This is a genomic window from Fundidesulfovibrio sp. YSD1 (genome assembly GCF_055397115.1).
In genome coordinates, this window is the sequence record NZ_AP043666.1 from 2,848,961 (window position 1) to 2,875,038 (window position 26,078).

Below are 26,078 nucleotides of genomic sequence, written 5' to 3' on the forward strand. Positions count from 1 at the left end.
GCGAGGGCCGCTCCCTAGTTGAGCATGGCGTACATGGCCCGGTTGCCCAGGATGCGCTTCACGTAGTCGCGCGTCTCGGTGTAGGGGATGAACTCCACGAAGAGCTCCCGGTCCAGCCCGCCCAAAAACTCCCTCCACACGTCTATCTTCACCCGTCCCGCGTTGTAGCTGGCCAGGGTCAGGGCCAGGTCGCCGCCGTACTGGGCGTGGCGCTCCAGGAAGTAGCGCACGCCGAAGCGCACGTTCACGGCCGGGTCCTTGAGACTCTCCGCCTTGAACCCCGCCTCCCCGTACTTCTCCGCCTGTGATTTCGCCGTGGCGGGCATCAGCTGCATGAGGCCCACGGCCCCGGCGCCGCTCACGGCGTCGGGCTCGAAGAAGCTCTCCTGGCGGATGAGCCCCCGGATGACGTCCGGGTCCACGCCGGACCCGGCCAGGTTGCGATCGATGAGCTCAACGTAGCGGTTGGGGTAGACGATGTCTTTCAGCGCCTGAAGCTCATCGCGCGTCCCCCTGGCCAGGCAGCCCCACATGGCCCGGGACACGGCGCGCACCGCCGAAAGGTGGTTGCCGAGCCCCGTGGAGGTCCTGGCCAGGCGCAGGGCCAGGGCCTGGTCCTTGGGCATGGCGGCGTTCAGGGCGGAAAGCTCGCGCTCGGCCAGCTCCGGCAGGAGCGCCGCTTCCAGCAAATCCGCGCGATTCAAGGCCGGGGAGGCCTCCACGGGCGCGGCCAGGGCCGCGAAATCAGGGCAGGACCCGGCCGTGGCGGGAGCGGGCTTCTCCCCCAGCGCGGCCAGCCTGCCGGTGGCGAGCATGCCGTAATAGCCGTTGGGCCAGCGCTCCAGGACCTGGCGCAGGGCCTGGGCCGCCCCGGCGCGGTCGCCCGAGGCCTCCCGGGCGCGCGCGGTCCAGTAGCGGGCGGCGGGGGCGTAGTCGGAGTTGGGATGGCGCTCCATGAAGGCGGCCATGGCCGCGTCCGCCCCGGCGAAGTCGGCCTGGGCGTAACGCAAAAGCCCGGTGAGCCAGGCGGCCTGCTCCGCCGTTTCGCTCCCGGGCTTGCCGGAGGCGGCCAGGCGTTCTGCCGCGTCCAGCGCCTCGGCGAAGCGGGCGCGCTCAAGGCGCACGAGCATGAGGAGCCTGCCCGAGGACTCGGCCAGCTCCGCGCCGTCCGCAAGCGTCCCGGCGCGCCTGGCCGCCTCGGTCAGAAGCTCCTCCATGCGCCTGGCCTCGTCCGCCCCGGAGAAGCGCCAGAGGCAGCGGGCCTGATGGTAGATTGCCCAGGCCTGGACCACGGGGTCCGGGCTCAGGCTCGCCGCGTCCTCGAAGTGCTGCACGGCGGCGGTGGTGTCGCGCCTGGAGTAGAGGGCCTTGCCCTTGAGGTACAGGGCCATGCCGGGGTCGGCCCCGGGAACCCTGGCGTACTGCTCCGCCAGGGGCAGGGCCCGGGCGGCCTGGCCCTTGTCCAGCAGGAGCTCGACGCGCCGGCGCAGGCTGGCCGCCGAATCCGGGTCGAAGGATATGCGCCCGGCCCTGAAGAGCTCCCTTGCCAGGGGCCCGGCCTTTTCGGCCGAGGAGGTCCAGGGCAGGGTCAGCCACAGCTCGCTCAGGTTCTCCCCGGCGGCCGCGAAATCACCGCCGGAGGCGGACAGCTCCGCCGCGCGCCAGAGGGCCACGGACCTGAACGGGTGGTCGCCCAGGGCCAGGAACCTCCGGTAGCGCGCGAGCGCCTCGGGCGAGTCCAGCCCGTCCAGGCAGTAGGCCGCGAGCAGGACCGCCTCGGGATAAAAGGGAGCATCCTCGGGAACAACGCCCAGCGCATCCAGCGCCGCCTGGAACTCCCCCAGCTTGAAGCGCGAAAGCCCGGTGTAGAGCGCGGCCCATCCGGCCATCGGGGGAAGCCCCTTGGACGCCTGTTCCAGGAGGGGCAGGGCCTCGGCGTGGCGGCCGGTGAGCGAGCGCATGATCCCGAGCGCCAGGGCCTTTTCCGGAGACCTGGGCCCGGCGGCCAGCTTCACCATGCGTTCCTGGACGTTCGGCAGGGACATGGCCAGGGGGCGGGGCAGTGGCAGGTCCTTCACCGGGGCGGCCAGGGCCTGTACGGACCACCCCAGCGCCAGGACGGTCAGCAGGAGTTTCTTCATGGAGCCGTGGTAGGCCTTTTCAGCGCTTCGGGCAAAGGCAAATCACGAGATGGCGGCAAATGGGGCGCTCCCCCATGCCCCGCGAGGGCTCCCCCTCGACCCGGCAGGACGCTGTCCTGCACCTGCCAGGGCTCCGCCCTGGACCCGGCAGGGGGATGATCCCCCTGCACCCTCTTTCGCTTCGCGTCGTTCACCTGTCGCATGAAATGGGCCGCCCTCCCGGCTGGAAGCATGCTTCCAGCCGGGAGGGCGGCCACTGTCGAACTCGGGGTGAAACCCGCGAAGCCGTTGCCGGGTCCAGGGGGAGGCACTCCCCCTGGCCGCCGGAGGCATCTTAAGTTCTTACGCCTTCTTCACCGTGACGAAGAACTCCTGCATGGCCAGTCCGCCGCCGGGGGCGGATTCCACGGCCAGTCCGCCGGGCATGAAGTCGTTGTCGGACACGCCGCGCCCGAAGGCCCTGGTTTCCACGGGGATGTTGTGCCCGAACCCGTGGACCATGAAGGCGGCCTCGGGGTGGATGAACTCGGTGACGAAGGCCTTGAGCTTGCCGGAGTGGCCGTTGTTGGAGACCTCGACCAGGTCGCCGTCCTTGATGCCCAGCTCCTTGGCCCTGGCCGTGTTGATCCAGAGGGTGTTCTCGGGGAACTGCTCGTTCAGCAGGGGGTTGTTCACGGTGTGGCCCTGGGTGTGGGTGCCCACGCGGCCGAAGGCGATGCGGAACTGCCCCTGACCCGGCCTGTCCGGGGACTTGTAGGGGATGAGCGACTCGTAGCCGGCCTTTTCCCACTTCTCGCTGATCATCTCGATCTTGCCCGAGGGGGTGGGGAAGGAGAGCTCCTCCACGGAGAGGTAGCGCGGGTCCTGGGCCAGGCCCACGAAGCCCTTCTTGTTCAGGTCGTCCATGGTCACGCCGGTGCCTTCGAGCTGGTAGGCCCAGATGTCCTCGATGGAGGAGAAGGCGAACTTGTCGCCCCCGAGGCGCTCGGCCAGGCCGCAGAGGATCTCCCAGTCGGCCTTGGTCTCGAAGCGGGGCTGCACGGCGCGCTGGCGGAAGAAGAACTGCGGCTTGAGCCCGCCCTTCTGGGCGATGATGGATTCGCGCGAGAGGTAGGGCGACAAGGGCAGTACCACGTCGGAGTACCAGGCCGTGTCGGACCAGGAGAAGGTGACGCTCACCAGGAGGTCGAGCTTGTCCCAGATGCGCCGGATGGCGGCGGGGTCGGGCATGGCCATGAGCGGGTCGTGGCGGAAGGCGATGTAGGCCGAGACCGGGTAGGGGTCGGCGGTGTCGATGGCCTCGAAGGCCTTGTGAAGAAGGCCCGGGCCCGCGTCGTGGGCGGGCAGTCTCCAGCCCACGCCGTCGGCGCGCTTCTCCTCGGGCTTGGGGTAGATGTCCACGAGCTTTTTGAGGCCCTTGCGGCCCACGTCCTTGGGGGTGCTGGCCAGGGGCAGGCCGCCCTTGGCGCCGATGGAGCCCAGCAGGGCGTTGATGATGTAGGCGGTGCGGCAGACGTAGAACGAGTCCTCGTAGCGCGCGGCCATCCAGCCGGGGTGCCAGATGACGTGGGGCGCGGCCTTGGAGAGGTCCTTGGCCAGCTGCACGATGGCCTTGGCCTCCACGCCGCACTCGCGGGCGGCCCATTCGGGGGAGTAGGGCTCCACGAAGGTGCGCAGGCGGTCGAGGTCCTTGATCCAGAGCTCGGCGAAGGCCTTGTCGTAGAGGCCCTTGTGCAGAAGCTCGTGGATCACGGCCAGGTTGAAGGCGTAGTCCGTGCCCGGGCGGATCATGAAGAAATTGTCGGCCTTGCTGGCGGTGACCGTGGCGCGGATGTCGATGCAGGTCAGCTCGCAGCCCTTGGCCATGCCGTCCAGCACGGAGTTGACCTCGGCCACGTTGATGGCCTCGAAGATGTTGCGGGTCTGCAGGACGATGTGCTTGGCGTTGGAGTAGTCGTAGACCAGCTCGGTGCGCGGCTTTCCGGTGACGGAGCGGCAGGCGTGCTGGACGTTTCTGGCGCAGGACACGTCGTGGTTGCAGTAGTTGGGCGAGCCCAGCGCGCGCATGAAGCCCTGGTGCAGGTCCACGAAGGGGCCGCCCCTGTCTGAGAAGAGCACGGTGCGGGGGCCGTGCTGGTCCATGAGGGCCTTGAGCTTCTCGGCCACGTAGTCGAAGGCCTCTTCCCAGCTCACGCGGGCCCATTTGCCTTCGCCGCGCGCGCCCTGGCGGATCATCGGGTACTGGGGCCGCTCGGCGTCGGCCTCCAGGGCCGGTCCGGCGGCGCCGCGCGCGCACAGCGCGCCCTTGAGGGGTGAGTGGGGATTGCCCTGGACGAAACGGATCTCGCCGTCTTCCACGTCCACCATGATCGGGCAGCGCACGGTGCACATCCCGCAGACGCTGAAGACTTCCTTCTTGGACATTGATGGCCTCCTGACGAATGTACTGAGAAATTCCCGGCCGCCCTTGTCCGCGGCCTCCCCCTGAACCTATCCCGACAGTCCGTAGCAGTTCCTAAAAATGGTGACAAGGCGGCGCGTAGATTGGGATATTATTAACATGACTTGCCTGAAGGGAATTATGCATCTATGAGCGTTGCGTGGGCTGCCGTCGTGTTGTTTCCTACCGTGTCGAGAGGGATTGCGCGGTTTCGCACGTCCAACTCCTGGCGGCGGGAACGGCGCTCGCCACCAGGCGGGCACAGTGGCAGACGACGCGGCGCTTCGCCGGTTGCCGCAACTGAGGATTTCCGCCCACGCTTCGCGCGTTCCGGGCCCGGGCGCACCGGAGGACGTCTTTCGGTCGATGTCCGGGCATCCGTCTTGCGCAGATGCTTACAAGCGTGTAATGCATGGCTCCGGGTATCGTCATTTTTTGGTTTTCTCAAGGTTTTTTATCACGAATCTTGATAGGGAACAAGCGTCCGGCCGGAAACCGGGACGCGGCCAACACCAGGCGCGGGCCTTCAAGGCCCCGGGGGGAACATGAGCCTTTACTACATCAAGACGGACGCCAAGCGCTGCATCAGCTGCAAGGCCTGCGAAGTCCACTGCAAGGTCAAGAACAGGGTCCCGCTCGGGGCCCGGCTCGGCCAACTCGTCAGCGTGGGGCCGGTGAGCAAGGGCGGCAAGCCCAAGATCATGAGCCTTTTCATGCCGTGCTTCCACTGCGAGGAGCCCTGGTGCGTCTCGGCCTGCCCCACCGGGGCCATGACCCGGCGCGAAAAGGACGGCATCGTCTTCGTGCAGCCCAAGCTGTGCGTCGGCTGCAAGGCCTGCATCATCGCCTGCCCTTGGAACGTGCCCCAGTGGGACGAAGCCTCGGGCAAGGCCATCAAGTGCGATTTCTGCCGCGACCGCATCGACACCGGGCGCAATCCGGCCTGCGTGACCGGCTGCTGCGCCCACGCCCTGGAGTTCGTGCGGCCCAACGAGGCCTCCAAGAGCGTCCGCGCCTCGTGGGGGGAGAAGCTCCTCAAGCATCAGCTCGAGGAACCGGGAGTTTAGGCCGCCTCTGTGGTGGTTGCGGCCGACATCATAATAAAACAGGATGGGATAAAGGAGTCGTAGGTTATGTCGAGAAAACGCGCGATAGTTTCCCTCGTGATGCTGTGCTTGGTCATGGCGTCGTATTTCGTCCCCTTCGGGCAGGCCCAGGACAAGGCCGCCGCCCCGGCCCCGGCCCCGGCGGCCGAAGCGGGAGGAGGGGGCGTCACCCTCTCCCTCGACAAGACCAGCCTTTCCAACGGCGGCGAGGTGACCGTCACGGGCAAGACCCAGCCGGGCAAGCCCGTGTACCTCGAGGTCTACAACGAGAACGATGTCCGCGCGGTCTTCTTCGACGACAGGCCCAACAAGGACGGCGTGAGGCCCTACAAGCTCTACCTCACCGAAGGCCTGCCCGCCTACTACCAGATCTACACCCCGGCCTCCACCAAGGAGGTCTACGAGAAGTTCAGGGCCCAGGGCGCCAAGTTCGCCTACTCCGACGCCCTGAAGGAGCTCGGCGCGGACGTGGCCTACAACGTCCCGGCCAAGGTGGCCATCGAAGCCTACCAGACCTCGCTCGTGGCCTCCATCATCGGCTCGCGCGGCGACCACCTGCCCGCCCTGGACGCCGCCGAGGCCAAGCGCCGCTCCATGCAGCTGACCAAGGCCCGCTTCCGCACCCCGGGCAAGCTCCTTTCCCCCACCGTGCAGGTGCAGCCCGACGGCTCCTACTCCGCCAAGGTGAAGATCGCCGAGGGCAGCGCCCCGGGCAAGTACACCATCGTTGCCTACTCGGACAAGGACCTCAAGTCCAAGCCCGCCACCCTGGAGAACTCCATCGCCTTCCCCGTGCTCTACCTCGAGAACGCGGGCACCAGCATGAACATGATCTGGCCCTTCCTGCTCACCCTGGGCATCGGCGTGTTCGGCGTGCTCATGGGCGCGGGCGGCGGCTTCCTGCTCAACCCGATCCTTCTCTCGCTCTGGCCCGTGCTGCCGCACACCGTGGTGGCCGGCACCGTCACCCCCACGGTGCTCTTCTCCCAGGGCTCCGGCATCTTCAACTACTCCAAGATCAAGTTCATCAGCTGGAAGCTGGGCGTGATCATGGGCCTGGCCATGGCCGCGGGCGGCTTCATCGGCCCCAAGCTGACCGAGCTCATCACCTTGGACCAGTTCAAGTTCGTCTTCGGCATCATCCTGCTCGTGCTCGGCGCGCTCATGCTCTGGCAGACCACGCCCGGCTACCTGGAGAAGAACAAGAAGGAACAGGCCATCCTCAAGGAATTCAAGAAGCGCGCCGAGGAATCGGCCAAGGCCAAGGCCTAACCCGAGCAAGGATCAAGGAGACACTCCATGCATATCACAGTTGAATTCTGGGGACACGAGTTCAAGGTCAACATCATCGTCGGCTGCATCGGGGCCTTCATACTGGCCATCGTTTCCTCCATGTTCGGCTTCGGCGGCGGCCCCTTCATGGTCCCGCTGATGACCGTGGTGCTGGGCCTGCCCATGTACCTGGTGGTGGGCAGCTCGCTTCTGGCGATCTTCTTCAACACGCTCATGAGCTCCATGCGCCACTACCAGTTCGGCAACTTCGACCTCACCTTCTTCCTGATCATGTTCCCGGCGGCCATCCTGGGCGGCTTCATCGCCCCCCAGATCGCCAAGCGCGTCAGCCCCCTGGTGGTCAAGCGCGTGGCCGTGGTCGGCCTGGTCCTGCTGGGGCTTTCCCTGCTGGGCGTCTTCTAGGCTCCCGCACCCGTCCGTACGAAGGCCCCGCCATTTCAGGCGGGGCCTTTTTGTTTGCGCCGATCCCGTTTACTTTCGCGGGGCTGGCCGGTAGTAAATCCCTGCGCGGCGGCCCAGCACCCTCTCACCGCACAGCCTGCGAGCCATGCAAACGACCAAGCCACTGCTCCTAGCCCTGGCCGTCTTCCTGGCGGTTTTGGCCCTCACCCACATCCACGCGTCGCGCCAGGCCGAGCGCGAGCGCGAGTCCCTGTCCGACCGGCTGGCCTCGGAATGCAGGGCCAAGGCGGGCGAGCTCCAGTCCGAGGTGCGCCACCTGGTGGACGCGGCCCGGCTGATGGCCGCGTGGGTGCCCGTGTGCGAACGCCGGGGCATCCCCATGGAAACCGCCGCGGCGGCGGCCATAGCCTCGTTCGAGGGCGTCGAGCGCATCGGCCTGGCCCCGGGCGGGGTGCTCGCCACCATCTATCCCCAGGCCGGCTACGAGGGCGGGCGCGGCAAGGACCTCTTCAACGACCCCGAGAGGCGCTTCGCCAGCCGCGAATCCCTGCGCAACAAGGAAAGCATCGTCAGCGGCCCGTTCACTGCGTCCAGCGGCAAGGCCTGCCTGGTCGCCCAGACCCCGGTGTCCCTGGCCGACGACCCGGAGGAGAAGTTCTGGGGTTTCGTCACCGCCCTGGCCGGCGTGGAGAACCTCGCGCGCAGGGCCGGGCTGGACACCCTGGCCTCCTCGGGCCTTCTCTACAGGCTGGAGAAGGGCAGCGGGTCGCCCGGGGAGTCCGTGCTCGTGACAGGGGCGGCCGAAGCCCTGCCCGTGGGCGTGACCCTGCCGCTCGACGTGCCCGGGATACGCCTGGCCCTCACCGTGGGCCCGGACCGTCCGCCCCCGTCGGCCTGGGACCAGTGGCCCGCCTACCTGGGCGGCGCGGCGCTGGGCGCGTGCATGGCCGGGCTGACCTTCGCCCTGGCGCTCCAGCCCCAGCGGCTCAGGGCGCTGGTGGAGCGCCGCACGCGCAGGCTCAGGAAGGTCAACGAACGCCTGGCCCGGGAGATCCGCGCGCGCAGGCGCATCAGCCGCGAGCTGGAGGCCTCCCTGGAGCTCACCCGGGGGATGTTCGAAAACAGCCCGGCCGTGAAGCTCCTGGTGGATCCCCTCGACCTGCGCGTGGCCGACGCAAACCCGGCGGCCGAGCGCTTCTTCGGCTGGTCCCGGCAGGAGCTGGCGGGCATGCCCCTCGAATCGTTCAACCTCCTGCCCAAGGAAACCCTCGGGCGCACCGTGGCCCTGGCCATGCGCGGCGAGGGGGCCCCGTACCCCGCCCGCTACAGGCTGGCCTCCGGCGAGGAGCGCGACGTGGAGATCTACTCCGGCCCCATCCGCAGGGACGGGGCCCTGCTGCTCCAGTCGGTGATCCACGACGTCACCGCCAGGGAGCAGGCCCGCAGGGAGCTGCGCGACAGCCGGGCCAGGCTGGAGTCGATCTTCGACGCCGTGGACAGCGCCATCGTGGAGATCGACGCCAAGGGCGGCGTGAGCCTGGTCAACCAGGGCTTCTCGGACCTGTTCGGCTACTCCCCCATGCAGGCCAGGGGCCTGACCCTCTACGACCTGGCCCCGGCTTCGGAGCACGCCGCCTGCGCGGAGATGCACGCCAAGGTCATGGGCGGGGCGGTCAGCCGGGCCTGCATGCTCAAGCGCTTCGTGCGCGCGGGCGGCCAGGAGTTCTGGGGCAGCGTCTGCTTCGGGGCCCTGCCGGGCGAGACCGGCGAACCCAGGGGGTGCGTGGCGGCCATCACGGACGTGACCGCGCTCATGGAGGCCAGGAAGGGCGCCGAGGAGGCGAACCAGGCCAAGGGCCGCTTCCTGGCCAACATCAGCCACGAGATCCGCTCGCCCATGAACGCCATCATGGGCCTGACCGAACTGACCCTGCGCACGCCGCTCGCGCCCACGCAGCAGGAGAACCTCCAGAAAATCCTCGAGGCCAGCCGGGTGCTGCTCAAGGTGCTCGAGTCCGTGCTCGACTATTCGAGCATGGAGGCCGGGGGGCTTCGCCTGCGCGAGGCCGGTTTCGAGCCCTCGAGGGCCGCCCTGGCCGCGCTCGCCAAGTACGGGGACAAGGCCCGCGCCGTTGGGATCGGGCTGCGCGCCGAGGGCCTGGACACGCTCCCGGAAAGGCTCGTGGGCGACCCGGACCGCCTGGAGCAGGTGCTGGCCGTGCTCGTGGGCAACGCCGTGAAGTTCACCCGCGAGGGCGAGGTGGTGCTCGAAGCCAGCCTGGAGGCCCAGGACGGGCGCACGGCCAGGATCGGCTTCTCCGTGTCGGACACGGGCATAGGCATGGACCCCTCCCGGGTGGCCGAGCTGTGCCAGCCGTTCGTCCAGGCCGAGTCGGGCATGACGCGCTCCTTCGGCGGGGCCGGGCTGGGGCTGGCCATAGCCAGCAGGCTGCTCGCGCTCATGGGTTCGGAGCTTCGCGCCGAGAGCGAGCCGGGGCGCGGCAGCACGTTCAGCTTCAGCGTGGAGCTGCCGCTGGCCGGCGGGGGGGGCGAAAGCCCCGGGCGGCACCGCCAGGACGACCTCTCCGCGCTGACCGAGGGATTGGCGGGCAAGCGCGTGCTCGTGGTGGACGACAACGACCTCGGGCGGCACACGGGCGTGGAGATGCTCAGGCTGGGGTCCGTGATCCCGGCGGGCGCGGAGAGCGGGGCCAAGGCCCTGGAGATGCTCGCGGCCCAGGGCTTCGACGCGGTGCTCATGGACATCCAGATGCCCGGGATGGACGGCTTCGAGACCCTGCGCCGCTTGCGCAGGCTGCCTGGGTGCGAGGCGCTCCCCGTGATCGCCGTGACCGGGCACGCCCGCGAGGAGGACCGGCGCGAGAGCCTGGCCTCGGGCATGGCCGGCCACGTGAGCAAACCCTACACCCCTGCGGCGCTCTTCGCGGCCCTGCGTGGCGTGCTGGCCGGGCCGGACCGGGAGGACCGCTGTGCCAGGGCGCTCGACTCCACGCGGGCCCTGGCGCTGCTCATGGGCAACAGCGAGCTCTACGGACGGCTGCTCAAGGGCTTCGTGCGGGAGTACGAAGGGGCCGCGGCGCTCATGCGCGCCCACGCCGCGTCCGGCGCGCGCGAGGAGATGCGCGCCCTGGCCTTCGCCATCAAGGGCTTGGCGGCGAACCTCGGGGGCGTGCGCCTGGGCGCGGCGGCCCAGGTGCTGGAGCAGGCGCTGGCTTCGGGCGTGCCCGGCGAGGTTTCGCCGGTGCTGGAGGAGTTCGGACAGGCGCTGGAAGAGTTCGTGGCCCTGGCCGCCAGGACGGGCGGGGAGCTGCACCCGGGGTGAAGCGGGCCGGCGCGGCGGCTGGAATTTTTGTCTGGCGTACGGCAACGGTTGCCAGTATGTAAGGCCCCCAGCCGATGCGTCCTGAAAGCAGCAGACACCAGAGACCATCATGAGCAGTTCCCTGCGCGTCCTCATCGCCCACCAGTCCGAGCAGACGGCCCGGCGGCTGGTGCTCGGCCTCGCGCAGGGAGGCTTCGTTCCCTCCTACGTTCTCGTCGATTCCGAACCGGCCCTGGAAGCCCGCCTTTCGAGCTACGACTGGGACCTGGTCATGCTGGGCGGCGACCATCCCGAAGGCGCGGACCTCGCTGCCACGGTCCGCCTGGTCAGGTCCAGGCGGCCCGAGGTGCCCGTGGTGGTGCTCGCCCCTCGCGGCAGCGCCTCCGGCGGCGTGCCCGGGCGCGACCCGCTGGTGGTGGACGGGGTGGACCCCGCCAACGAGACCTCCATGCTCGCCTCGGTGCGCCGCGTGCTGGGCAAGGTGGGGGTCAAGGTCCCTGGCGCGTCCGTGGACAGCGACCTGCTTCTGCACCGCGCCTACTTCGACCAGCTCTTCGAGAATTCACCCCAGGCCATCGCCATCGTGGACGGCGAGTACGACGTGGTCGAGGTCAACCGCGGGTTCGAGGCCCTTTTCGGCTACACCCCGGACGAGGCCAAGGGCCGCTTCCTGCCGGAGCTCATCGTCTCGGGCGAGCTGATGGAGGAATCCGAGGGCTTGCGCCGCGCGGCGGCCGAGGCCGGGTTCATCCAGCGCGAGACCGTGCGCCGCCGCAAGGACGGGGGCGAGGTGGACGTGCTCGTGGTGGGCTGCCCCATCGTGGCGGGTGGCGTGCGCGTGGGCATGTTCTGGATCTACACCGACATCACCGCGCGCAAGACCGCCGAACAGGCCCTGAGGCTGGCCGAGCGCCAGTACCGGGGCGTGGTCCAGAACGCGGTCATGGGCATCTTCCAGGCCACGCTGGACCTCAAGCTGACCATGGTCAACCCGGCCCTGGCCGAGATACTGGGCTGCTCCTCCACCGAGGAGCTTTTGGCCCGGCCGGAGCTGTGCGAGCTCTTCCTGAACGACCCTGAAAAGGGCCTGGAGCTCTGGAGCCTGCTCGGAGACTCGGGCGAGGTCTCGGGCTTCGAGGTGTTCACCCGCCGCCTGGACGGCCAGCCCATCTGGCTGGCGCTCTCCGCGCGCCTGGTGCACGGGGCCAACCCGGGCCAGCGCTTCCTGGAAGGCACGGTGGAGAACGTCACGGCGCGCAAACTGGCCGAGGAGCGCCTGAAGCTCGCCGAGGAGAAATACCGCGCCATCTTCGAGAACGCTCAGGAAGGCATCTTCCAGACCACGCCGGACGGCCGCTACATCTCCGCCAACCCGGCCCTGGCGCGCATTTACGGCTACGGCTCCCCTCAGGAGCTTGCCGACCAGGTCACCGACATCGGCTCCATGCTCTACGTCAACCCGGACCGGCGCGGGGAGTTCCGCGAGGCCATGGGCCAAAGCGGCCACGTGGCCGGGTTCGAGTCCCAGGTGTACCGCAAGGACGGCCGCGTGATCTGGATCAGCGAGCACGCCCGCGTGGTCAGGGGCGAGGACGGCGAGCCCCTGTTCTACGAAGGCACGGTGATCGACATCACCAAGCGCAAGCTGGCCGAGGAGAACCTGCGCCGCGCCGAGGCCAAGTACCGCTCCATCTTCGAGCACTGCCCGGACGGCATCTTCCAGGTCACCCCGGACGGCCGCTACCTCTCGGCCAACCCGGCCATGGCGCGCATCTACGGCTACGGCTCGCCCGAGGAGCTCATGGACGGCTTCCCGGCCGGGGAGGCGCACCACCTGGACCCCGCCAGGCGGGCCAAGTTCCGGGCGAAGCTGGCCGGCTCCGGCCAGGTGCTCGATTTCGAGTCCGAGGTGCGCCGCCAGGACGGCAAGGTGGTCTGGGTCAGCGAGAGCGCCTGGGAGGTGCGCGGCGAGGACGGCGCGCTCCAGTACCACGAGGGCCTCGTGCAGGACGTCACCGCGCGCAAGTGCGCCGAGGAGCAGCTCAGGCACCAGGCCTTCCACGACGCCCTCACCGGGCTGCCCAACCGCCTGCTGTTCATGGACCGCCTGGAGTGGGCGCTCAGCCGGGCCAAGCGCAAGCACGGCTACCGCTTCGCCGTGTTTTTCCTGGACCTGGACCGCTTCAAGGTCATCAACGACAGCCTGGGGCACATGGCCGGGGACAGGCTCCTGGTGGAGGTGGCCGCCAGGCTCAAGAACGCGCTCCGGCCCATGGACACCGTGGCCCGCTTCGGCGGCGACGAGTTCGCCGTGCTGGTGGACGACATCTCCGGCACTCTGGACGCCACCCGCGTGCTCGCCCGGCTGCACGAGGACCTGGGCAGGCCCTTCGAGGTCGAGGGCCGCAACGTCTTCACCTCGGCCAGCGTGGGCGTGGTCCTCAAAACCTGGACCTACGAGCGCGCCGAGCACCTGGTGCGCGACGCGGACATCGCCATGTACCGCGCCAAGGCCCTGGGCAAGGACCGCTACGAAATCTTCGATCCCTCCATGCACCAGGCCGCCACCTCGCTCCTGCAACTGGAGACGGACCTCAGGCGCGCCGTGGACAACTCCGAGCTGACGCTGCACTACCAGCCCATCGTGAGCATCGACTCGGGCGAGGTCCGGGGCTTCGAGGCCCTGGTGCGCTGGCAGCACCCGCAGCGCGGGCTCATCCCGCCCTCGGACTTCATCCCCGTGGCCGAGGAGACCGGGCTCATCATGTCCATCGGCCAGTGGGTGCTGAAAAACGCCTGCCGCCAGCTGGCCGAGTGGCACAAGCTGGCCGGCGGGGAGCCCAGGCTCTCCATGAGCGTGAACCTCTCGGCCAAGCAGTTCATGAATCTGGAGCTGGTGGCCGAGATCCGCCACATCCTGGACGAGACGGGCATCCCGCCCGAGACCCTGCGCCTGGAGATCACCGAGAGCAAGGTGATGGAGAACGCCGAGTTCGCCTCGCGGATGCTCAGCCTGCTCAAGGACCTGGGCGTGAAGATCAGCATCGACGACTTCGGCACGGGCTACTCCTCCCTGGCCTACCTGCACCGCTTCCCCCTGGACACGCTCAAGATCGACCGCAGCTTCGTGGGTAAGATGGGCGAGGGCCACGAGAACTCCGAGATCGTGGGGGCCATCGTGGGCCTGGCGCACAACCTGGGCCTGGAGGTGGTGGCCGAGGGCGTGGAGGAGCACGGCCAGCTCTCCGAGCTCAAGGGCCTCTCCTGCCAGCTGGGGCAGGGCTTCCTGTTCTCCAAGCCCGTGCCCCGCGACGAGGCCGAGGAGATGCTCATGCGGGACTTCCGCCACCCCTGAGCCGCCCGGCGGCCCAGGCGGCGCGCGTGTTTTCCCGTCCTTGACAGGCGTCGGGGCGGACGCTACACGGCTACTCTCATCCGCTTGAATTGCCAGCCCAAGACGGAGTCCGGCATGCGTGTGCTCATCGTCGACGACGACTTCTACAGCCGCAGTTTCCTCGAATACATCCTCCACCCCTACGCGGTGTGCGACGTGGCGGAGAACGGCGAGGAAGCGGTGATGACCTTCCAGCGCGCCCTCAAGGAGGGCAAGCCCTACGACCTCGTCTGCATGGACCTGCGCATGCCAGAGATCGACGGGGCCACGGCCATGCGCGAAATCCGCGACGTGGAGAAGGACCACGGCGTGGACAAGGTCTGCCGGGCCAAGATCATCATCACCTCCGTGCTCGAGGACGCCGAGGACACCCACAACGCCATGTTCCTGGGCGACGCCACGGCTTTCCTGCAAAAGCCCATCGAGGAAAAGTCCCTGCTGACGGAGCTCAAGAGGCTCGAGCTCATCATGGAGCACTAGGCCGGGGCTTCGCCGCCGCCAAGCGTCCCTTGCCTTCTTCCCCGCTTTCCCGCATAGCGTGCATATGGGAAAGCACCTCCTCCTGCTCGGCGCGGGCCACGCCCACCTCACGGTGCTGGCGAACCTGGCGCTCTACCGCGACGGCGGCCACCACGTAACCGTGGTGAGCCCGGCGGACTACCACTACTATTCGGGCATGGGGCCGGGCATGTTCGCGGGCCAGTACGAGCCGCGGGAATGCCGCTTCCACGTGCGCAAGATGGCCGAGGCCGGAGGGGCCACGTTCATCCGCAGCCGCTTCACGGCCCTGGAGCCGGACAGGAACGTGGCGCGCCTGGAGAACTCCATGGCCGTGGGCTATGACGTGTGCTCCTTCAACACCGGGTCCATGGTGCCGCCCAAGGTGACGGGCTCGGGCCGCCCGGACGTGTTCGCGGTCAAGCCCATCGAGAACCTGATCGCGGCCAAGGGCCTCGTCGAACGGGTGATGGAGCTGGGCCGCGCCCCCAAGGTGCTGGTCATCGGCGGCGGCCCGGCCGGTTTCGAGCTGGCCGGGGCGGCCTGCCGCCTGGTAGGCTGCGGCTGCGCCGAAACCCCGGACGTGGCCCTGGCCCCGGGCCCGGGGCTGCTCAAGCGCTTCCCGGAGAAGGTGCGCCGGCTGGCCTACCGGTCGCTCGCGCGCAGGGGCATCATGATATTCGACGGGCTCTCGGTTTCGCGCCTGGAGGAGGGCGCGGCGATACTGAGCGACGGGCTGCGCGTGCCCTACGACATGGCCCTGCTGGCCGCCGGGGTGGTCCCGCAGCCGGACCTGACGCGCTTCGGTGTGCGCATGGGCCCCAAGGGCGGGATCCTGGTGGATTCGCGCCTGCGCAGCGTGAGCCACCCGAACATCTTCGGCGGCGGCGACTGCATCAGCTTCGCCCCAGGGGAGCTCGACAAGGTCGGGGTCTACCCCGTGCGCCAGAACCCCGTGCTGCACCAGAACCTGCTGGCGGCCCTGGACGGGCGGGAGCCCATGGAGTTCACCGGGACGCAGGGGGGTTACCTGTTGATCCTCAACTGCGGCGACGGGCGCGGGATTCTGTCCAAGGGCGGCCTGGCCTACGAGGGACGCACGGCCTTCTGGCTGAAGGACCGCATCGACCGGGCCTTCATGAGGAAGTTTCAGCTGAGCGGGGAGCTTGAGGAGCCTTGAGGCGCCCGGACATGGCGCGAAGGTTGCCGAGGATTTTCAGAAGCGTGGCGTGCATGGCGGCCACGTCCTTTTCGTCGACGCCTTCCAGGGCGTCGTCGCGCAGGCTGCGCGTCAGGCGCATGAGCCTCTGCATGGAGGAGAAGTCGCCGATGCAGGCCGTGGCCCCGGCCGAGCCGCCCTCCGGCGGCGGATCGAGGAGCTTCACCAGCCCCCGGCGTTCGAGCCCGGCCAGTTCCGCGTTCATCTCCAGGGGATCGATGCCCAGCGCGGGAGCCAGCCGGTCCTTGCGCTGCTCGCCCCCCCGGGCCGCGAGCGCCCAGACGATCACCCACTGGGTCGGCGACAGGCCCATCTCCTTCTCGAAAAGCGCGTCCAGCAGGGCGCGCCAGAGGAAGGCGGCCTCGCCGATGCTGAGCCCGAGCCCCTGCGCGCCCTCGCGAAGCACGTTGGGGAAGCACGGGGCGGCGGACGGCCCGGCCTCCCCGGGAGCGCCGGGGGCTAGCGCGCGGGCCTTTTCGCAGGAATAGATGCCCAGGAGAAAATCGATCTCCTGCTGGGTCAGGCGGGGGCACTCATCCCCGTTCACGCCATCTCCCGCATCACTTCGGCCATGTGCCGCTCCCCGGCCTCGCGCAGGATGCCGCCTATCTCGCGGGCGAAGCGCCGGCGGTAATGCTCCACCAGGGCCTCGTTGGTCATGACCATGTCCAACTGCCTGGTGTGCATGAGCAGGTAGCCCACCACCCGCAGGCGGTCGAGCATCAGGTCCATGGGGCCCTTGGCGTACACCGCGCGCATCTCGTCGCCCTGCATCTCAACGCGGAAGTTGTAGTTCTCGAGCGTCTCGGCCACGAACCTGGCCCGGCGCATGCGCCTGTCCTGCTCGGCCGCGCCGCCCTTGAACTGGAAGCTCACGTAGTTCTCGTTCTCGCGCTCGTCCACCAGGGCCTCCACGGTGCAGAAGTGGTAGCCGAAGCGCGAGCTCAGGCACATGTAATGCCTCGAGATCATGAAGTAGTTGCCCTGGGCGTAGGCGCTGTAGCCGCCCGCGGTGAGGTCGCGGTTCACGGTGGAGTGGGCCACGATGTGCAGGAGCCCGGCCGCGTCCACCGGGGGCGGACCTTCCCAGGGCACGGCCACGAAGCCCTCCCAGAGGGCGAGCACGGGCTCGCAGGCGATCTCGCCCAGGGTGACGTACTTGCCCTTGATGTCGTGGGTGAAGCCGTCGTCCAGGTTCACGAAGAACCACTTCATGGGCACGCGGTACTTGAGCTGCTTGGAGGCGCGCTTGGAGAAGTGGAAATCCTGGCCGAAGCGGAACATCTCGATGACCGACTTCTCGTGGCAGAAGCGGGTGATGTCGTGCAGGGTGCGGCAGTGCTCGGGCGCGAACTCCGGGGCGGAGGGGTCCAGCAGGTTGAGCGGGGCCACCAGGTCCAGCACCTCGCGCAGGATGGCGTGCATGGGCGAGCGGGGCTCCTCGGCCTCGGGCGAGGGCTGGGCTAGGGCCAGGAGGCCCTCCACCGCGCCCGGGTAGACGGCCAGCCCGTCGGCGTCCACCGTGACGACCTCCTTGCCCGAAAGCGCGGAAACCGCTCCCGAGAGCCCCATGATGGCGGGCACGCCGAATTCCCGGGCCACGTTGGCCAGGTGCCCGGCCGTGCTGCCGCGCTCGCACACCAGGGCCGAGGCCCGGCCGAGCAGAGTGGCCCAGCGCGGGGCCGCCTCGGAGCAGACCAGCACGCCCCCGTCCGGGAAGGTCAGCATGTCCATGTCGCGGGCCACCAGGTGCGCGCGGCCCGCACCCACGCCCGGGCTGCCCGTGACCCCGCCCGAGAGCAGCGGCTTGCCGAACTGGCCCGGGGGCCTTGGCGCGGCCCCGGCGGGAATCTGCCTGAGCGGCCTGCACTGGAGCAGGAAGATGCGCCCCTCGTGGTCCATGGCCCATTCGATGTCCAGGGGCTCGCCGTAGACGCCGTCCAGGGTGATGGCGGCCTGTGCCAAGCGCAGGGCGTCCTCGTCGCTGAGGCTCGGCTCGAAGCCCTTCTCGCCGGTGTCCATGTGGCGGCACACCCCGGCCACGGGGTCGCAGGCGAAGAGCCTGTCCTTGTGGGCCACGCGCTTCTGCGTCAGCTGCGGCGGGTTTCCGCGGCGCACGACGAAAAGGTCGGAGGCCACAGCGCCGTCCACCACGGTCTTGGCCAGGCCCCAGGCCGAGTGCACGTAGACCTCGTCGTCGCGGATGGCCAGGGGGTTGCGCGAGTAGATCACCCCGCCGGAGCGCGCGTCCACCATGGCCATGCAGCCCACGCACATGGCCACGTCCTGGTCCGGGATGCCCTTGGCCAGGCGGTAGGTCACGGCCTGGGGGCTGTACTTGCTGGCCACGATCTCCTTGTAGGTGATCAGAAGCTCCTCGGGGCTTACGCCCAGCACGCTGCGGAACTGCCCGGCGAAGGACTGCCCGGCCGCGTCCTCGCCCAGGGCGCTCGAGCGCAGGGACACGCGCACCGAGGGCCCGGTCTTGGCCTCGAGCTCCCTGTAGGCCCCCAGGATGGCCTGGGCCACGGCCTCGGGCAGCTCGGCCTGGGCGATCATCTGCTGGATGCGCGAGCACAGGGGCAAAAGCTTGGCGTGGTCGTCCGAGCCCACGGCCAGGAACAGGCGGTCGATCTCCTCCTTGAGGCCGGTCTCCTCCATGAAGTGGGCGTAGGCCAGGGCCGTCACCGCGAACCCGGCGGGCACGGGCAGGTCCAGGCGGCTCATGATGTCGCCCAGGTTGGCCATCTTGGAGCCCACCTGGTCGGACATCTCCCGCGTGACCGCCTCCAGGGGCAGCACGAGCTCGGTGGCGGCGGTCTGGGGCTGGCGGTCCAGCACCTGGGCGATGCGGGCCTGCACGGCCTTCAGGCTGTCGAAAAGGGCGTCGTACTTGCCCGGCGCGATCTCCGAGAGGTGCTTGACCATCCGGTAGACGTTCACCGAGGCGGCCGTGGCCTGGGAGCGCACGAAGGACATGCCGAAGACGAACTGGCCGCGCAGGGCCTGTTCCATCTCGCTCATGATCCCGAGCGTCTTCTTGTTGGCCGTGAGCAGCAGGCGGAAATTGTGGTAGCGTTTCCTGAATTCGGCGAGAATTTCCTCGTCAGAGAGCCCGTGGTCCTGATCCTGGCCACCGACGAGGCTCGAGAAGAATGTCTTCAGGCGGGTGAACACGCGTTTTGGCTCACGTTGTCAGGCACTTCTTCTTGTTGGCGTCCTGGATCTTGTAGAGCAGGTCGTCGAGTTCCACCGGCTTCATGAGGTAGTCGAACGCACCCAGCTCCATGCCCTGCATGGCCACTTCCACGTTGGCGTGGGCCGTGAGCATGAGCACTTCCAGGCCGGGCTTCATCTGCTTGATCTTCTGGAGCACCTCGATGCCGTCCATGCCGGGCATCTTCACGTCCAGGACCACCACGTCCAGGGCGTGGGCCTGGACGGCCTCCAGGGCCTCGGGCCCGGAGCCCGCCAGGTGCACGGTCAGCCCGCGCCGGGCCAGGCGCTTGCCCAGGGTCTCGATGAATTCGGCTTCGTCGTCCACCAACAGCACGCTGCACTTGTCCACGGTGTTCTCCCCCTCTATCCGGGGGTAAAATGACCGTTTCACCAAGGAAATGCAAGCGGCCAGCCGTGCTGGCCTTTTGGCCGGGGCAGAGGTAGAAGGCCCGGATCATGAGCCTTGAAATCATCCTGGAGAACGTCGTCGTCAGCCGGGGAGGGCGCCCCATCCTGGACGGGGTGTCCTGGCACCTGCCGCCCGGGGGCAGGGTGGCCCTGGCCGGGGCCAACGGGGCGGGGAAGTCCACGCTCCTGCGCCTGGCCAGGGGCGAGATCTGGCCCGACCAGCTGCCCGGGGGCGGCTTCGCCGGGCAACGCCTCTACGTGACGGACGGCAAGGCCTCCCCGAGCCCCCTGGAGGCCAGGCCGCGCATCGGGCTCGCGGGCGTGGACATGCGCGACCTCTACCGCAGGCGGGGTTGGGGCGTGTCGGGCTGGCTTGTCGTGGTCTCGGGGCTCACGGATTCCCCCCTGCCCTCGGGCCTGGTGGGCGAGGCCCAGCGCGCGGCGGCCTTCGAGGCCCTGGAGGGCTTGAACCTCACGGACCTGGCCCATCGCCCCTTCACCGAACTTTCCCAAGGCCAGGCCATGGCCGTGCTCCTGGCCCGGGCCATGGTCAGGAAGCCCGAATGGCTCTTCCTGGACGAGTGCGCCGACGGCCTGGACGCCTCCTCCAGGCGGCTCCTGCACCGCGTGCTCACGGACCTAGCCGGGCGCGGCGTCGGCCTGGCCGCGGCCACGCACCACCTCTCCTCGCTTCCCGGCCTGGGCTTCGACGCCCTCGTGCTGGAGGACGGCAAGGCCGTGTACCAGGGGCCGCTGGCGGATGCGCCTAAAAAGCGCCGGGCCGTGTCCGCCCGCAGCGCGTCCCTCTCGCCCGCCGGGCCCTCGCCCGCCGGGCCCGTGATCGTGGTCAGGGGCGCGGACGTGGAACTGGGCGGCAGGAAGGCCCTCTCCGGCCTGGACTGGGAGCTCTCGCCCGGCGAGCACTGGGTGGTGGCCGGGCGCAACGGCGCGGGCAAGTCCACCTTCATCAAGCTCCTGTCCGGGGACCTGCACCCCTCGGGCGGGTTCATCAGCCGCTTCGGCCTGCCGGAGCCCGTGAGCCTGTGGGACCTGCGCGCCAGGCTCGGCGTGGTCTCCTGGGAGGGCCAGGCCGAGTACCCGCCGGAGGTCACGGTGCGGGACGTGCTCGTCTCCGGATTCTTCGGCAGCTTCGGGCTCTACGAGACGCCCGGCCCGGCCATGCTGGCCACGGCCGCCCACTGGCTGGACAGGCTCGGGCTCGCCGCCCTGGCGGACAGGCCCATGTCCACGCTCTCGCAGGGCCAGGCGCGCAAGGCCATGATCGGGCGAGCCCTGGCCTTCGACCCCTGCGTGCTGCTCCTGGACGAACCCCTCGGCGGGCTGGACCCCGAGGCCAGGGCCGAGACCCTGACCCTGCTCGACGACCTGGCCGCCCAGGGCAAGCAGCTGGTGATGGTCACGCACAACCCGCACGAGATCCCGGCCTCCATGACCCACGCCCTGGTGCTCGAGGACGGGCGCGCCCTGGCCGGGGGACCGCTCGGCGAGGCCCTGGGCGCGTACAATCCCTGAACGGCCAGGCAACCCCACGGAAAACCCCATGAAGGACATCGATTTCGACGCGGTATGCGCGGTGGCCCGGCTGGCCGGGCAGGCCGTCATGCAGGTCTACGCCACGGACTTCGAGGTGGAGAAAAAGGAGGACGACTCGCCCATCACCCGGGCGGACAAGGCCTCCAACGAGATCATCCTCCAGTCGCTCGGGGCGCTCTTCCCGGACATCCCGGTGGTCTCGGAGGAGACGGCCAAGCAGCCCTACGCCGAGCGCAGGCGGTGGAGGCGTTTCTGGCTGGTGGACCCCCTGGACGGCACCAAGGAGTTCGTGAAGCGAAACGGGGAGTTCGCCGTGAACATCGGGCTCGTGGAGGGCGGCAGGCCGGTTTTCGGGGCGCTCTACGTGCCGGTGACGGACACGCTCTACGCGGGCGGGCCCGGGCTCGGCAGCGTGAAGCGCTCGGGCGCGGAGCGCGAGGCCATCCGCACCTCGCCCATGGAGCCGGGCAAGCCCGTGATCGTGCTGGGCAGCCGCTCGCACCCGGACGAGCGCCTGGCTTCCTACCTGGAGCGCTTCCCCGAGCACACCCTGGTCCAGGCAGGGTCCGCGCTGAAGTTCGGCCTGGTGGCCGAGGGCGCGGCCCACGTCTACCCGCGCTTCAACCGCACCTGGGAGTGGGACACGGCCGCCGGGCACGCCGTGATCCTTGGCGCGGGCGGCAGCTTCACGGCCATGGGCGGGGGAGAGTTCCCCTACAACAAGGAGACGCTGGCCAACGGCGGCTTCGAGGCCAAGGGCTAGACCGCCGTGGCGGGCTGCTCGTGCGTGAGGCAGTGCAGGGTGCCGAAGCCCCAGACCAGGTCCACGGCGTGGATGCCCACCACGGCGCGGTCCGGGAAGCACTCGGCGATGATCCCCAGCGCCGCGCGGTCGCGCCGGTCGTTGAACGTGGGCACCAGCACCGTGCCGTTGGCGATGTAGAAGTTGGCGTAGCTCGCGGGCACGCGCACGCCGTCGAAATAGAGCGGCTCGGGCATGGGCAGGGGGATGACCTCGAGCCTTGAGCCGTCCCCGAGCCTCACGCCCTCCAGGCGCTCGCGGTTCTCCTCCAGGGGGCGGTAGTTCTCGTCGGCCGGGTCGTCCTCGCGGCACAGGAGCACCTTGCCCGGGGCCACGAAGCGGCAGAGGTCGTCCACGTGGCCGTGGGTGTCGTCGCCCGCTATGCCCTTGCCCAGCCAGATCACCTGGGTCACGCCCAGGTGCTCCCTGAAGGCCCGCTCGTAGTCCCGGGCGCCCATGCCAGGGTTTCGCACCTGGGTCACGGGGTCCAGGAAGCACTCCTCGGTGGTCAGCATCACGCCTTGGCCGTCGCAGTCGATGCCGCCGCCTTCGAGCACCATCAGGCGGCCGTCCACGGCGGCGTCCATGCAGGGCATCCTGAGCGCCTCGGCCACCAGCGGCGAAGCCGCCGCATCCAGCTTGTGGTCGGGGTACTTGGCCCAGCCCGTGAAGCCGAAGCGCACGGCGCGCGCCCGGGGGGACTCGTCGCGCACCGTGAACGCCGGGAGCATGTCCCGGCACCAGCCCCGGTCCGTGGGGATGCGGTAGAAGCGCACGCGGTCCATGTCGGCCCCGGTCTTTTCCAGCACCCGCCTGGCCTTGGCCTCCCACGCCTCGTCATCCACCAGCAGGCGCACCTTCTCGTAGGGCGCAAGCTTGCGCACGATCTCGCCGAAGACCCAGCCGATGGGGTGGAACTTGCCGGGCCAGTCGCGCGGGTTCTTGGGCCAGGCCAGCCAAGTGGCGGCGTGGGGCTCCCATTCGGCGGGCAGGCGGTAGCCGTCGGCGGTGAGGGCGGTGGCGCGGGGGATGGTCATGGTGAGAGCCTCCGGCGGCCAAAGGGGCTTCGCCCCTCTGGACTCCCGTTTCGCTTCGCGACTCTCACCGGTGAAACCCGCGAAGCCCATTAAAGTTTTTTGGGGGAAGAGGGTCCGGGAGAAACCCCTTTTTGTTCACAAAAAGGGGTTTCTCCCGGTCTTCTATTCGTCGATGAATCTCTTCTCCAGCGGCCCGTAGGCGTCGATCCTGCGGTCGCGCAGGAAGGGCCAGTGGGTGCGGGTGGTGTCCACGAGCTTGGGGTCCACCTCGGCCAGGACGATCTCCTCCTTGTTGGTGGAAGCCTGGGCGATGATCTTGCCCATGGGGCCGCAGATGAAGCTCGTGCCCCAGAATTCCAGCCCGTCGCCGCCGGTCTCGGGGATCTCGTGCCCCACGCGGTTCACTGCGGCCACGTAGCAGCCGTTGGCGATGGCGTGGGCGCGCTGGATGGTCATCCAGGCGTCGCGCTGCTCGTCGCCGTACTGTGCCTTTTCCGAGGGGTGCCAGCCGATGGCCGTGGGATAGAAGAGGATGTTGGAGCCGCGCAGCGCGGTCAGGCGCGCGGCCTCGGGGTACCACTGGTCCCAGCAGATGAGCGTGCCCACGGGGCCCACGGCGGTGTCGAAGCGCTTGAAGCCCAGGTCTCCCGGCGCGAAGTAGAACTTCTCGTAGAAGAGCGGGTCGTCGGGGATGTGCATCTTGCGGTAGACGCCGAGCACGTTGCCGTCCGGGCCGATGACGGCCAGGGAGTTGTGGTAGAGCCCGGCGGCGCGGCGCTCGAACAGCGGCGCGATGATGGTGGCCCCGGCGGCCTTGGCGGCCTTGCCCAGGGCGTCGGTGGTGGGGCCGGGGATGGGCTCGGCCAGGGAGAAGTGGGCGTGGTCCTCGGTCTGGCAGAAATAGGGCGTGGCGAAGAGCTCGGGCAGGCACAGAAGCTTCGCGCCCTGGCGTTCGGCTTCGATGCACAGCTCGGCGGCCTTCTCGATGGAGCGGGCCGGGGTGTCGGCCGGGGCCATCTGGATGAGCGCCACGGTGAAGGGCTTGTTGTGGGGCATGGGGATACCTCGCGTGATCGATGAAGTGTCTTCAGTAGCGCGGGGGCGCGGTCTTAGGCAAGGCCGAGGCGCGCCAGGCCGTCCCAGGCCAGGCGCAGGGCCACGAGCAGCAAAAGCGCACCCAGCACGCGCATGGTCCAGGCGTAGCCCGGGCCGGAGAGGAAGCGCGCGAAGCGGCCCGAGAGCCAGGCCAGGCCGACGTTGGTGCCCACCAGCAGCAGGTAGAACGAGGCGAGGAACGCCACGGCCGCGCCGGCGGAGCTCGAGTAGGCGGCCAGCACCGTGGGCGCGCCCACGGTGGCCCAGAAAAGGATCATCTTGGGGTTCAGGATGTTGGCGGCCACGCCCTTGCGCCATGACCTGGCCTCTTCGCGCGCGGCCGCGGGGTCGGCTGGCCGGGCGCGCATGGAGGAAAGCCCGAAGCGCGTGACAACGACGGCCCCGGCCAGGGACACCAGGCCCATAATCCAGGCCTGGCTGGAAAGGGCGTCCAGCACCACAAGGCAGACGAGCATCACGGGCAGGTCCGAGAACAGGGGGGCCATGCCCACCCTCGCGCCCTCGCGCGGGCCGTGGGTCAGGGTCTGGAGGCAGATGAGCGCCTGGAGCGGCCCCGGGGTCAGGCTGGCGGCCAGGCCCAGGGTGGCTCCGGTGAGCAGGAATGTGAAAACGTCGTGCACTGGGCTGCTTCCTTCCGGTCGGGGGAGGTGCTAGAGAACAAAGCGAGGCGAACTTGTCAAGACGCGGAGGCTCCATGGATCAGCAACGCCAGGCGGGCGCGGGCGAGGCCTTTTTGTCCGGCCCGGGCGGGGGGTGCTAGGATGGCGCGGTTCTCGCTGTCGGGTGAGGCCGGGGCGCTGGCCGGCGCGGCCAGGGAGTGGTTCACGACCCACGTCTGGCACCAGGAGGGCTTCATCCAGGCCATGGGCTGCGCGGCCTCCGTGGTTTTTGGCCATTTCGTGGCCCGCGCTCTGTGTTCGCGCCTGGGCGGCGTGAGCCGCGACCGCCCGGCCCTGCGCGACTGGGTGGAGCACAGGCTCCAGGGGCTTTTGACGCCCATGTTCGTGCTGATCGCGCTCCAGGCCGTGCTGGCGCTTTCCCAGGCGCGCGGCTGGCCCGCCACGGTGACGGAACTCGGCATCAAAGCGGGCGAGGCCTGGTTCCTGGTGCAGCTGTTCGCCTCGCTGCTGCTGCCCCCGGGCTGGACCAGGGCGGTCACGGCGGCGGTGGCCGTCTTCTTCTTCATGGAGGTGTTTGGCGTCCTGGACCACGTGGCCGCCTACATGGACACCCTGGCCCTGACCTTCGACAACGAGCGCGTGTCCGCCCTGGAGATCGTCAAGGCGTGCTTCCTGCTCGCCGTGATGCTGCCTTTGATCGGCAGGCTGTGCGCGCTTCTGGACGCGAGCCTTTCGCGCATGGGCGGGCTGAACACCCGCGTGCGCGTGCTGACCACCAAGCTCGTCAAGGCCGCGCTGTACGCCGTGGCCCTGGTTTCGGCCCTGGACCTGGTCGGCATCAACCTGCAGATGCTCACGGTGTTCAGCGGCGCGGTGGGCATCGGCGTGGGCTTCGGTCTGCAGAAAGTGGTCTCCAACCTGGTGAGCGGGGTGATCCTGCTCATGGACAACTCCATCAAGCCCGGCGACGTGATTGAGATCGGCGGGATGTACGGCAAAGTTGACTCCATGAGCGCGCGCTTCGCCTCCATGGTCACGCGGGACGGCAAGGCGTTGCTCATTCCCAACGACGACCTCATCGCCAACAAGGTGCTCAACTGGACCTTCACCGGCCCGGACGTGCGCATCAAGATCCCCGTGTCCGTGACCTATTCCAGCGACCTCAAGCTGGCCATGGGCCTCATGCTCGAAGCCTGCAAGGGCAAGGACCGCGCGCAGGCGAGCCCCGAGCCCAAGGTGCTGCTCAAGGGCTTCGGCGCGGACGGGGTGGACCTGGAGCTCAGGGTGTGGGTCTCGCAGCCGCACCTGGGGGTGTCCAGCGTGTCCAGCGAGATCCAGGTGTCCATCTGGGACCTGTTCAAGGCCCACGGCGTGGAGTTCCCGTTCCCGCAACGCGACGTGCGCGTGGCCGAACCCGTGAGCGTGATCCTGGGAAGCGCCCCGGGCAGGAAGGGGGAGGGCGGCGAGGGGCAGGGCTAGTGTTGCG

General features: G+C 69.1%; 16 protein-coding genes and 1 pseudogene. 9 read left to right on the forward strand and 8 right to left on the reverse strand.

What is annotated here, in order from left to right; genetic code table 11:
* Nucleotides 1-14 precede the first annotated feature (14 nt).
* Nucleotides 15-2,141 (reverse strand): transglycosylase SLT domain-containing protein, encoded by a 2,127-nt coding sequence (locus ACZ5V4_RS13325; protein WP_464315351.1) that lies wholly within the window; start codon nucleotides 2,139-2,141, stop codon nucleotides 15-17.
* A 342-nt stretch (nucleotides 2,142-2,483) separates the two neighbouring features.
* Complete coding sequence (locus ACZ5V4_RS13330; RefSeq protein ID WP_464315352.1) at nucleotides 2,484-4,565, reverse strand: molybdopterin-dependent oxidoreductase; 2,082 nt, start codon at nucleotides 4,563-4,565, stop codon at nucleotides 2,484-2,486.
* A 561-nt stretch (nucleotides 4,566-5,126) separates the two neighbouring features.
* Here ACZ5V4_RS13330 and ACZ5V4_RS13335 point away from each other — a divergent pair.
* The 6 genes and pseudogenes from ACZ5V4_RS13335 (at nucleotide 5,127) to ACZ5V4_RS13360 (ending at nucleotide 15,797) form a co-directional block, all read left to right on the forward strand.
* Nucleotides 5,127-5,648 (forward strand): 4Fe-4S dicluster domain-containing protein, encoded by a 522-nt coding sequence (locus ACZ5V4_RS13335; RefSeq protein ID WP_464315353.1) that lies wholly within the window; start codon nucleotides 5,127-5,129, stop codon nucleotides 5,646-5,648.
* Nucleotides 5,649-5,762: 114 nt separating this feature from the next.
* Nucleotides 5,763-7,382 (forward strand): annotated as a pseudogene (locus tag ACZ5V4_RS13340) (sulfite exporter TauE/SafE family protein).
* 145 nt (nucleotides 7,383-7,527) lie between these two features.
* Nucleotides 7,528-10,725, forward strand: coding sequence for a PAS domain S-box protein (locus ACZ5V4_RS13345; protein WP_464315354.1), 3,198 nt, complete (start codon nucleotides 7,528-7,530; stop codon nucleotides 10,723-10,725).
* Between the two features lie 109 nt (nucleotides 10,726-10,834).
* A complete protein-coding gene (locus ACZ5V4_RS13350; RefSeq protein ID WP_464315355.1) occupies nucleotides 10,835-14,080 on the forward strand; it encodes an EAL domain-containing protein in 3,246 nt (1,081 codons plus the stop codon).
* Nucleotides 14,081-14,194: 114 nt separating this feature from the next.
* Nucleotides 14,195-14,599 (forward strand): response regulator, encoded by a 405-nt coding sequence (locus ACZ5V4_RS13355; protein WP_464315356.1) that lies wholly within the window; start codon nucleotides 14,195-14,197, stop codon nucleotides 14,597-14,599.
* A 64-nt stretch (nucleotides 14,600-14,663) separates the two neighbouring features.
* Nucleotides 14,664-15,797, forward strand: coding sequence for an NAD(P)/FAD-dependent oxidoreductase (locus ACZ5V4_RS13360; protein WP_464315357.1), 1,134 nt, complete (start codon nucleotides 14,664-14,666; stop codon nucleotides 15,795-15,797).
* On the opposite strand, the gene ACZ5V4_RS13365 is transcribed toward ACZ5V4_RS13360, so the two are convergent.
* From ACZ5V4_RS13365 to ACZ5V4_RS13375, 3 genes are read right to left on the reverse strand one after another with little or no spacing between them, the layout of a single operon-like run.
* Entirely contained in the window at nucleotides 15,754-16,383 is a 630-nt protein-coding gene (locus ACZ5V4_RS13365; RefSeq protein ID WP_464315358.1) for a hypothetical protein, read from the reverse strand. The genes ACZ5V4_RS13360 and ACZ5V4_RS13365 overlap by 44 nt on opposite strands.
* Nucleotides 16,380-19,013 (reverse strand): PEP/pyruvate-binding domain-containing protein, encoded by a 2,634-nt coding sequence (locus ACZ5V4_RS13370; protein ID WP_464315359.1) that lies wholly within the window; start codon nucleotides 19,011-19,013, stop codon nucleotides 16,380-16,382. The genes ACZ5V4_RS13365 and ACZ5V4_RS13370 overlap by 4 nt, the downstream gene beginning before the upstream one ends.
* A 10-nt stretch (nucleotides 19,014-19,023) precedes the next feature.
* Nucleotides 19,024-19,404, reverse strand: a complete 381-nt coding sequence (locus tag ACZ5V4_RS13375; RefSeq protein ID WP_464315360.1) for a response regulator — start codon at nucleotides 19,402-19,404, stop codon at nucleotides 19,024-19,026.
* Between the two features lie 107 nt (nucleotides 19,405-19,511).
* Here ACZ5V4_RS13375 and ACZ5V4_RS13380 point away from each other — a divergent pair, with 107 nt between their 5' ends.
* Together ACZ5V4_RS13380 and cysQ are read left to right on the forward strand one after the other, a co-directional pair.
* The gene (locus tag ACZ5V4_RS13380; protein WP_464315361.1) at nucleotides 19,512-20,996 is read left to right on the forward strand and encodes an ATP-binding cassette domain-containing protein; all 1,485 of its coding nucleotides are present in this window, start codon (nucleotides 19,512-19,514) and stop codon (nucleotides 20,994-20,996) included.
* Nucleotides 20,997-21,024: 28 nt separating this feature from the next.
* Nucleotides 21,025-21,780, forward strand: coding sequence for a 3'(2'),5'-bisphosphate nucleotidase CysQ (cysQ, locus tag ACZ5V4_RS13385; RefSeq protein ID WP_464315362.1), 756 nt, complete (start codon nucleotides 21,025-21,027; stop codon nucleotides 21,778-21,780).
* On the opposite strand, the gene ACZ5V4_RS13390 is transcribed toward cysQ, so the two are convergent.
* The 3 genes from ACZ5V4_RS13390 to ACZ5V4_RS13400 form a co-directional block, all read right to left on the reverse strand.
* Nucleotides 21,777-22,856 carry an agmatine deiminase family protein gene (locus ACZ5V4_RS13390; RefSeq protein ID WP_464315363.1) on the reverse strand — a complete coding sequence of 360 codons (1,080 nt, stop codon included), beginning with the start codon at nucleotides 22,854-22,856 and terminating at the stop codon, nucleotides 21,777-21,779. The genes cysQ and ACZ5V4_RS13390 overlap by 4 nt on opposite strands.
* Before the next feature lie 162 nt (nucleotides 22,857-23,018).
* Nucleotides 23,019-23,912 carry a carbon-nitrogen hydrolase gene (locus tag ACZ5V4_RS13395; RefSeq protein WP_464315364.1) on the reverse strand — a complete coding sequence of 298 codons (894 nt, stop codon included), beginning with the start codon at nucleotides 23,910-23,912 and terminating at the stop codon, nucleotides 23,019-23,021.
* A gap of 53 nt (nucleotides 23,913-23,965) precedes the next feature.
* Entirely contained in the window at nucleotides 23,966-24,592 is a 627-nt protein-coding gene (locus tag ACZ5V4_RS13400) for a LysE family translocator (protein ID WP_464315365.1), read from the reverse strand.
* Nucleotides 24,593-24,733: 141 nt separating this feature from the next.
* On the opposite strand from ACZ5V4_RS13400, the gene ACZ5V4_RS13405 reads away from it, so the two are divergent.
* Nucleotides 24,734-26,071, forward strand: coding sequence for a mechanosensitive ion channel family protein (locus tag ACZ5V4_RS13405; RefSeq protein ID WP_464315366.1), 1,338 nt, complete (start codon nucleotides 24,734-24,736; stop codon nucleotides 26,069-26,071).
* Nucleotides 26,072-26,078 lie beyond the last annotated feature (7 nt).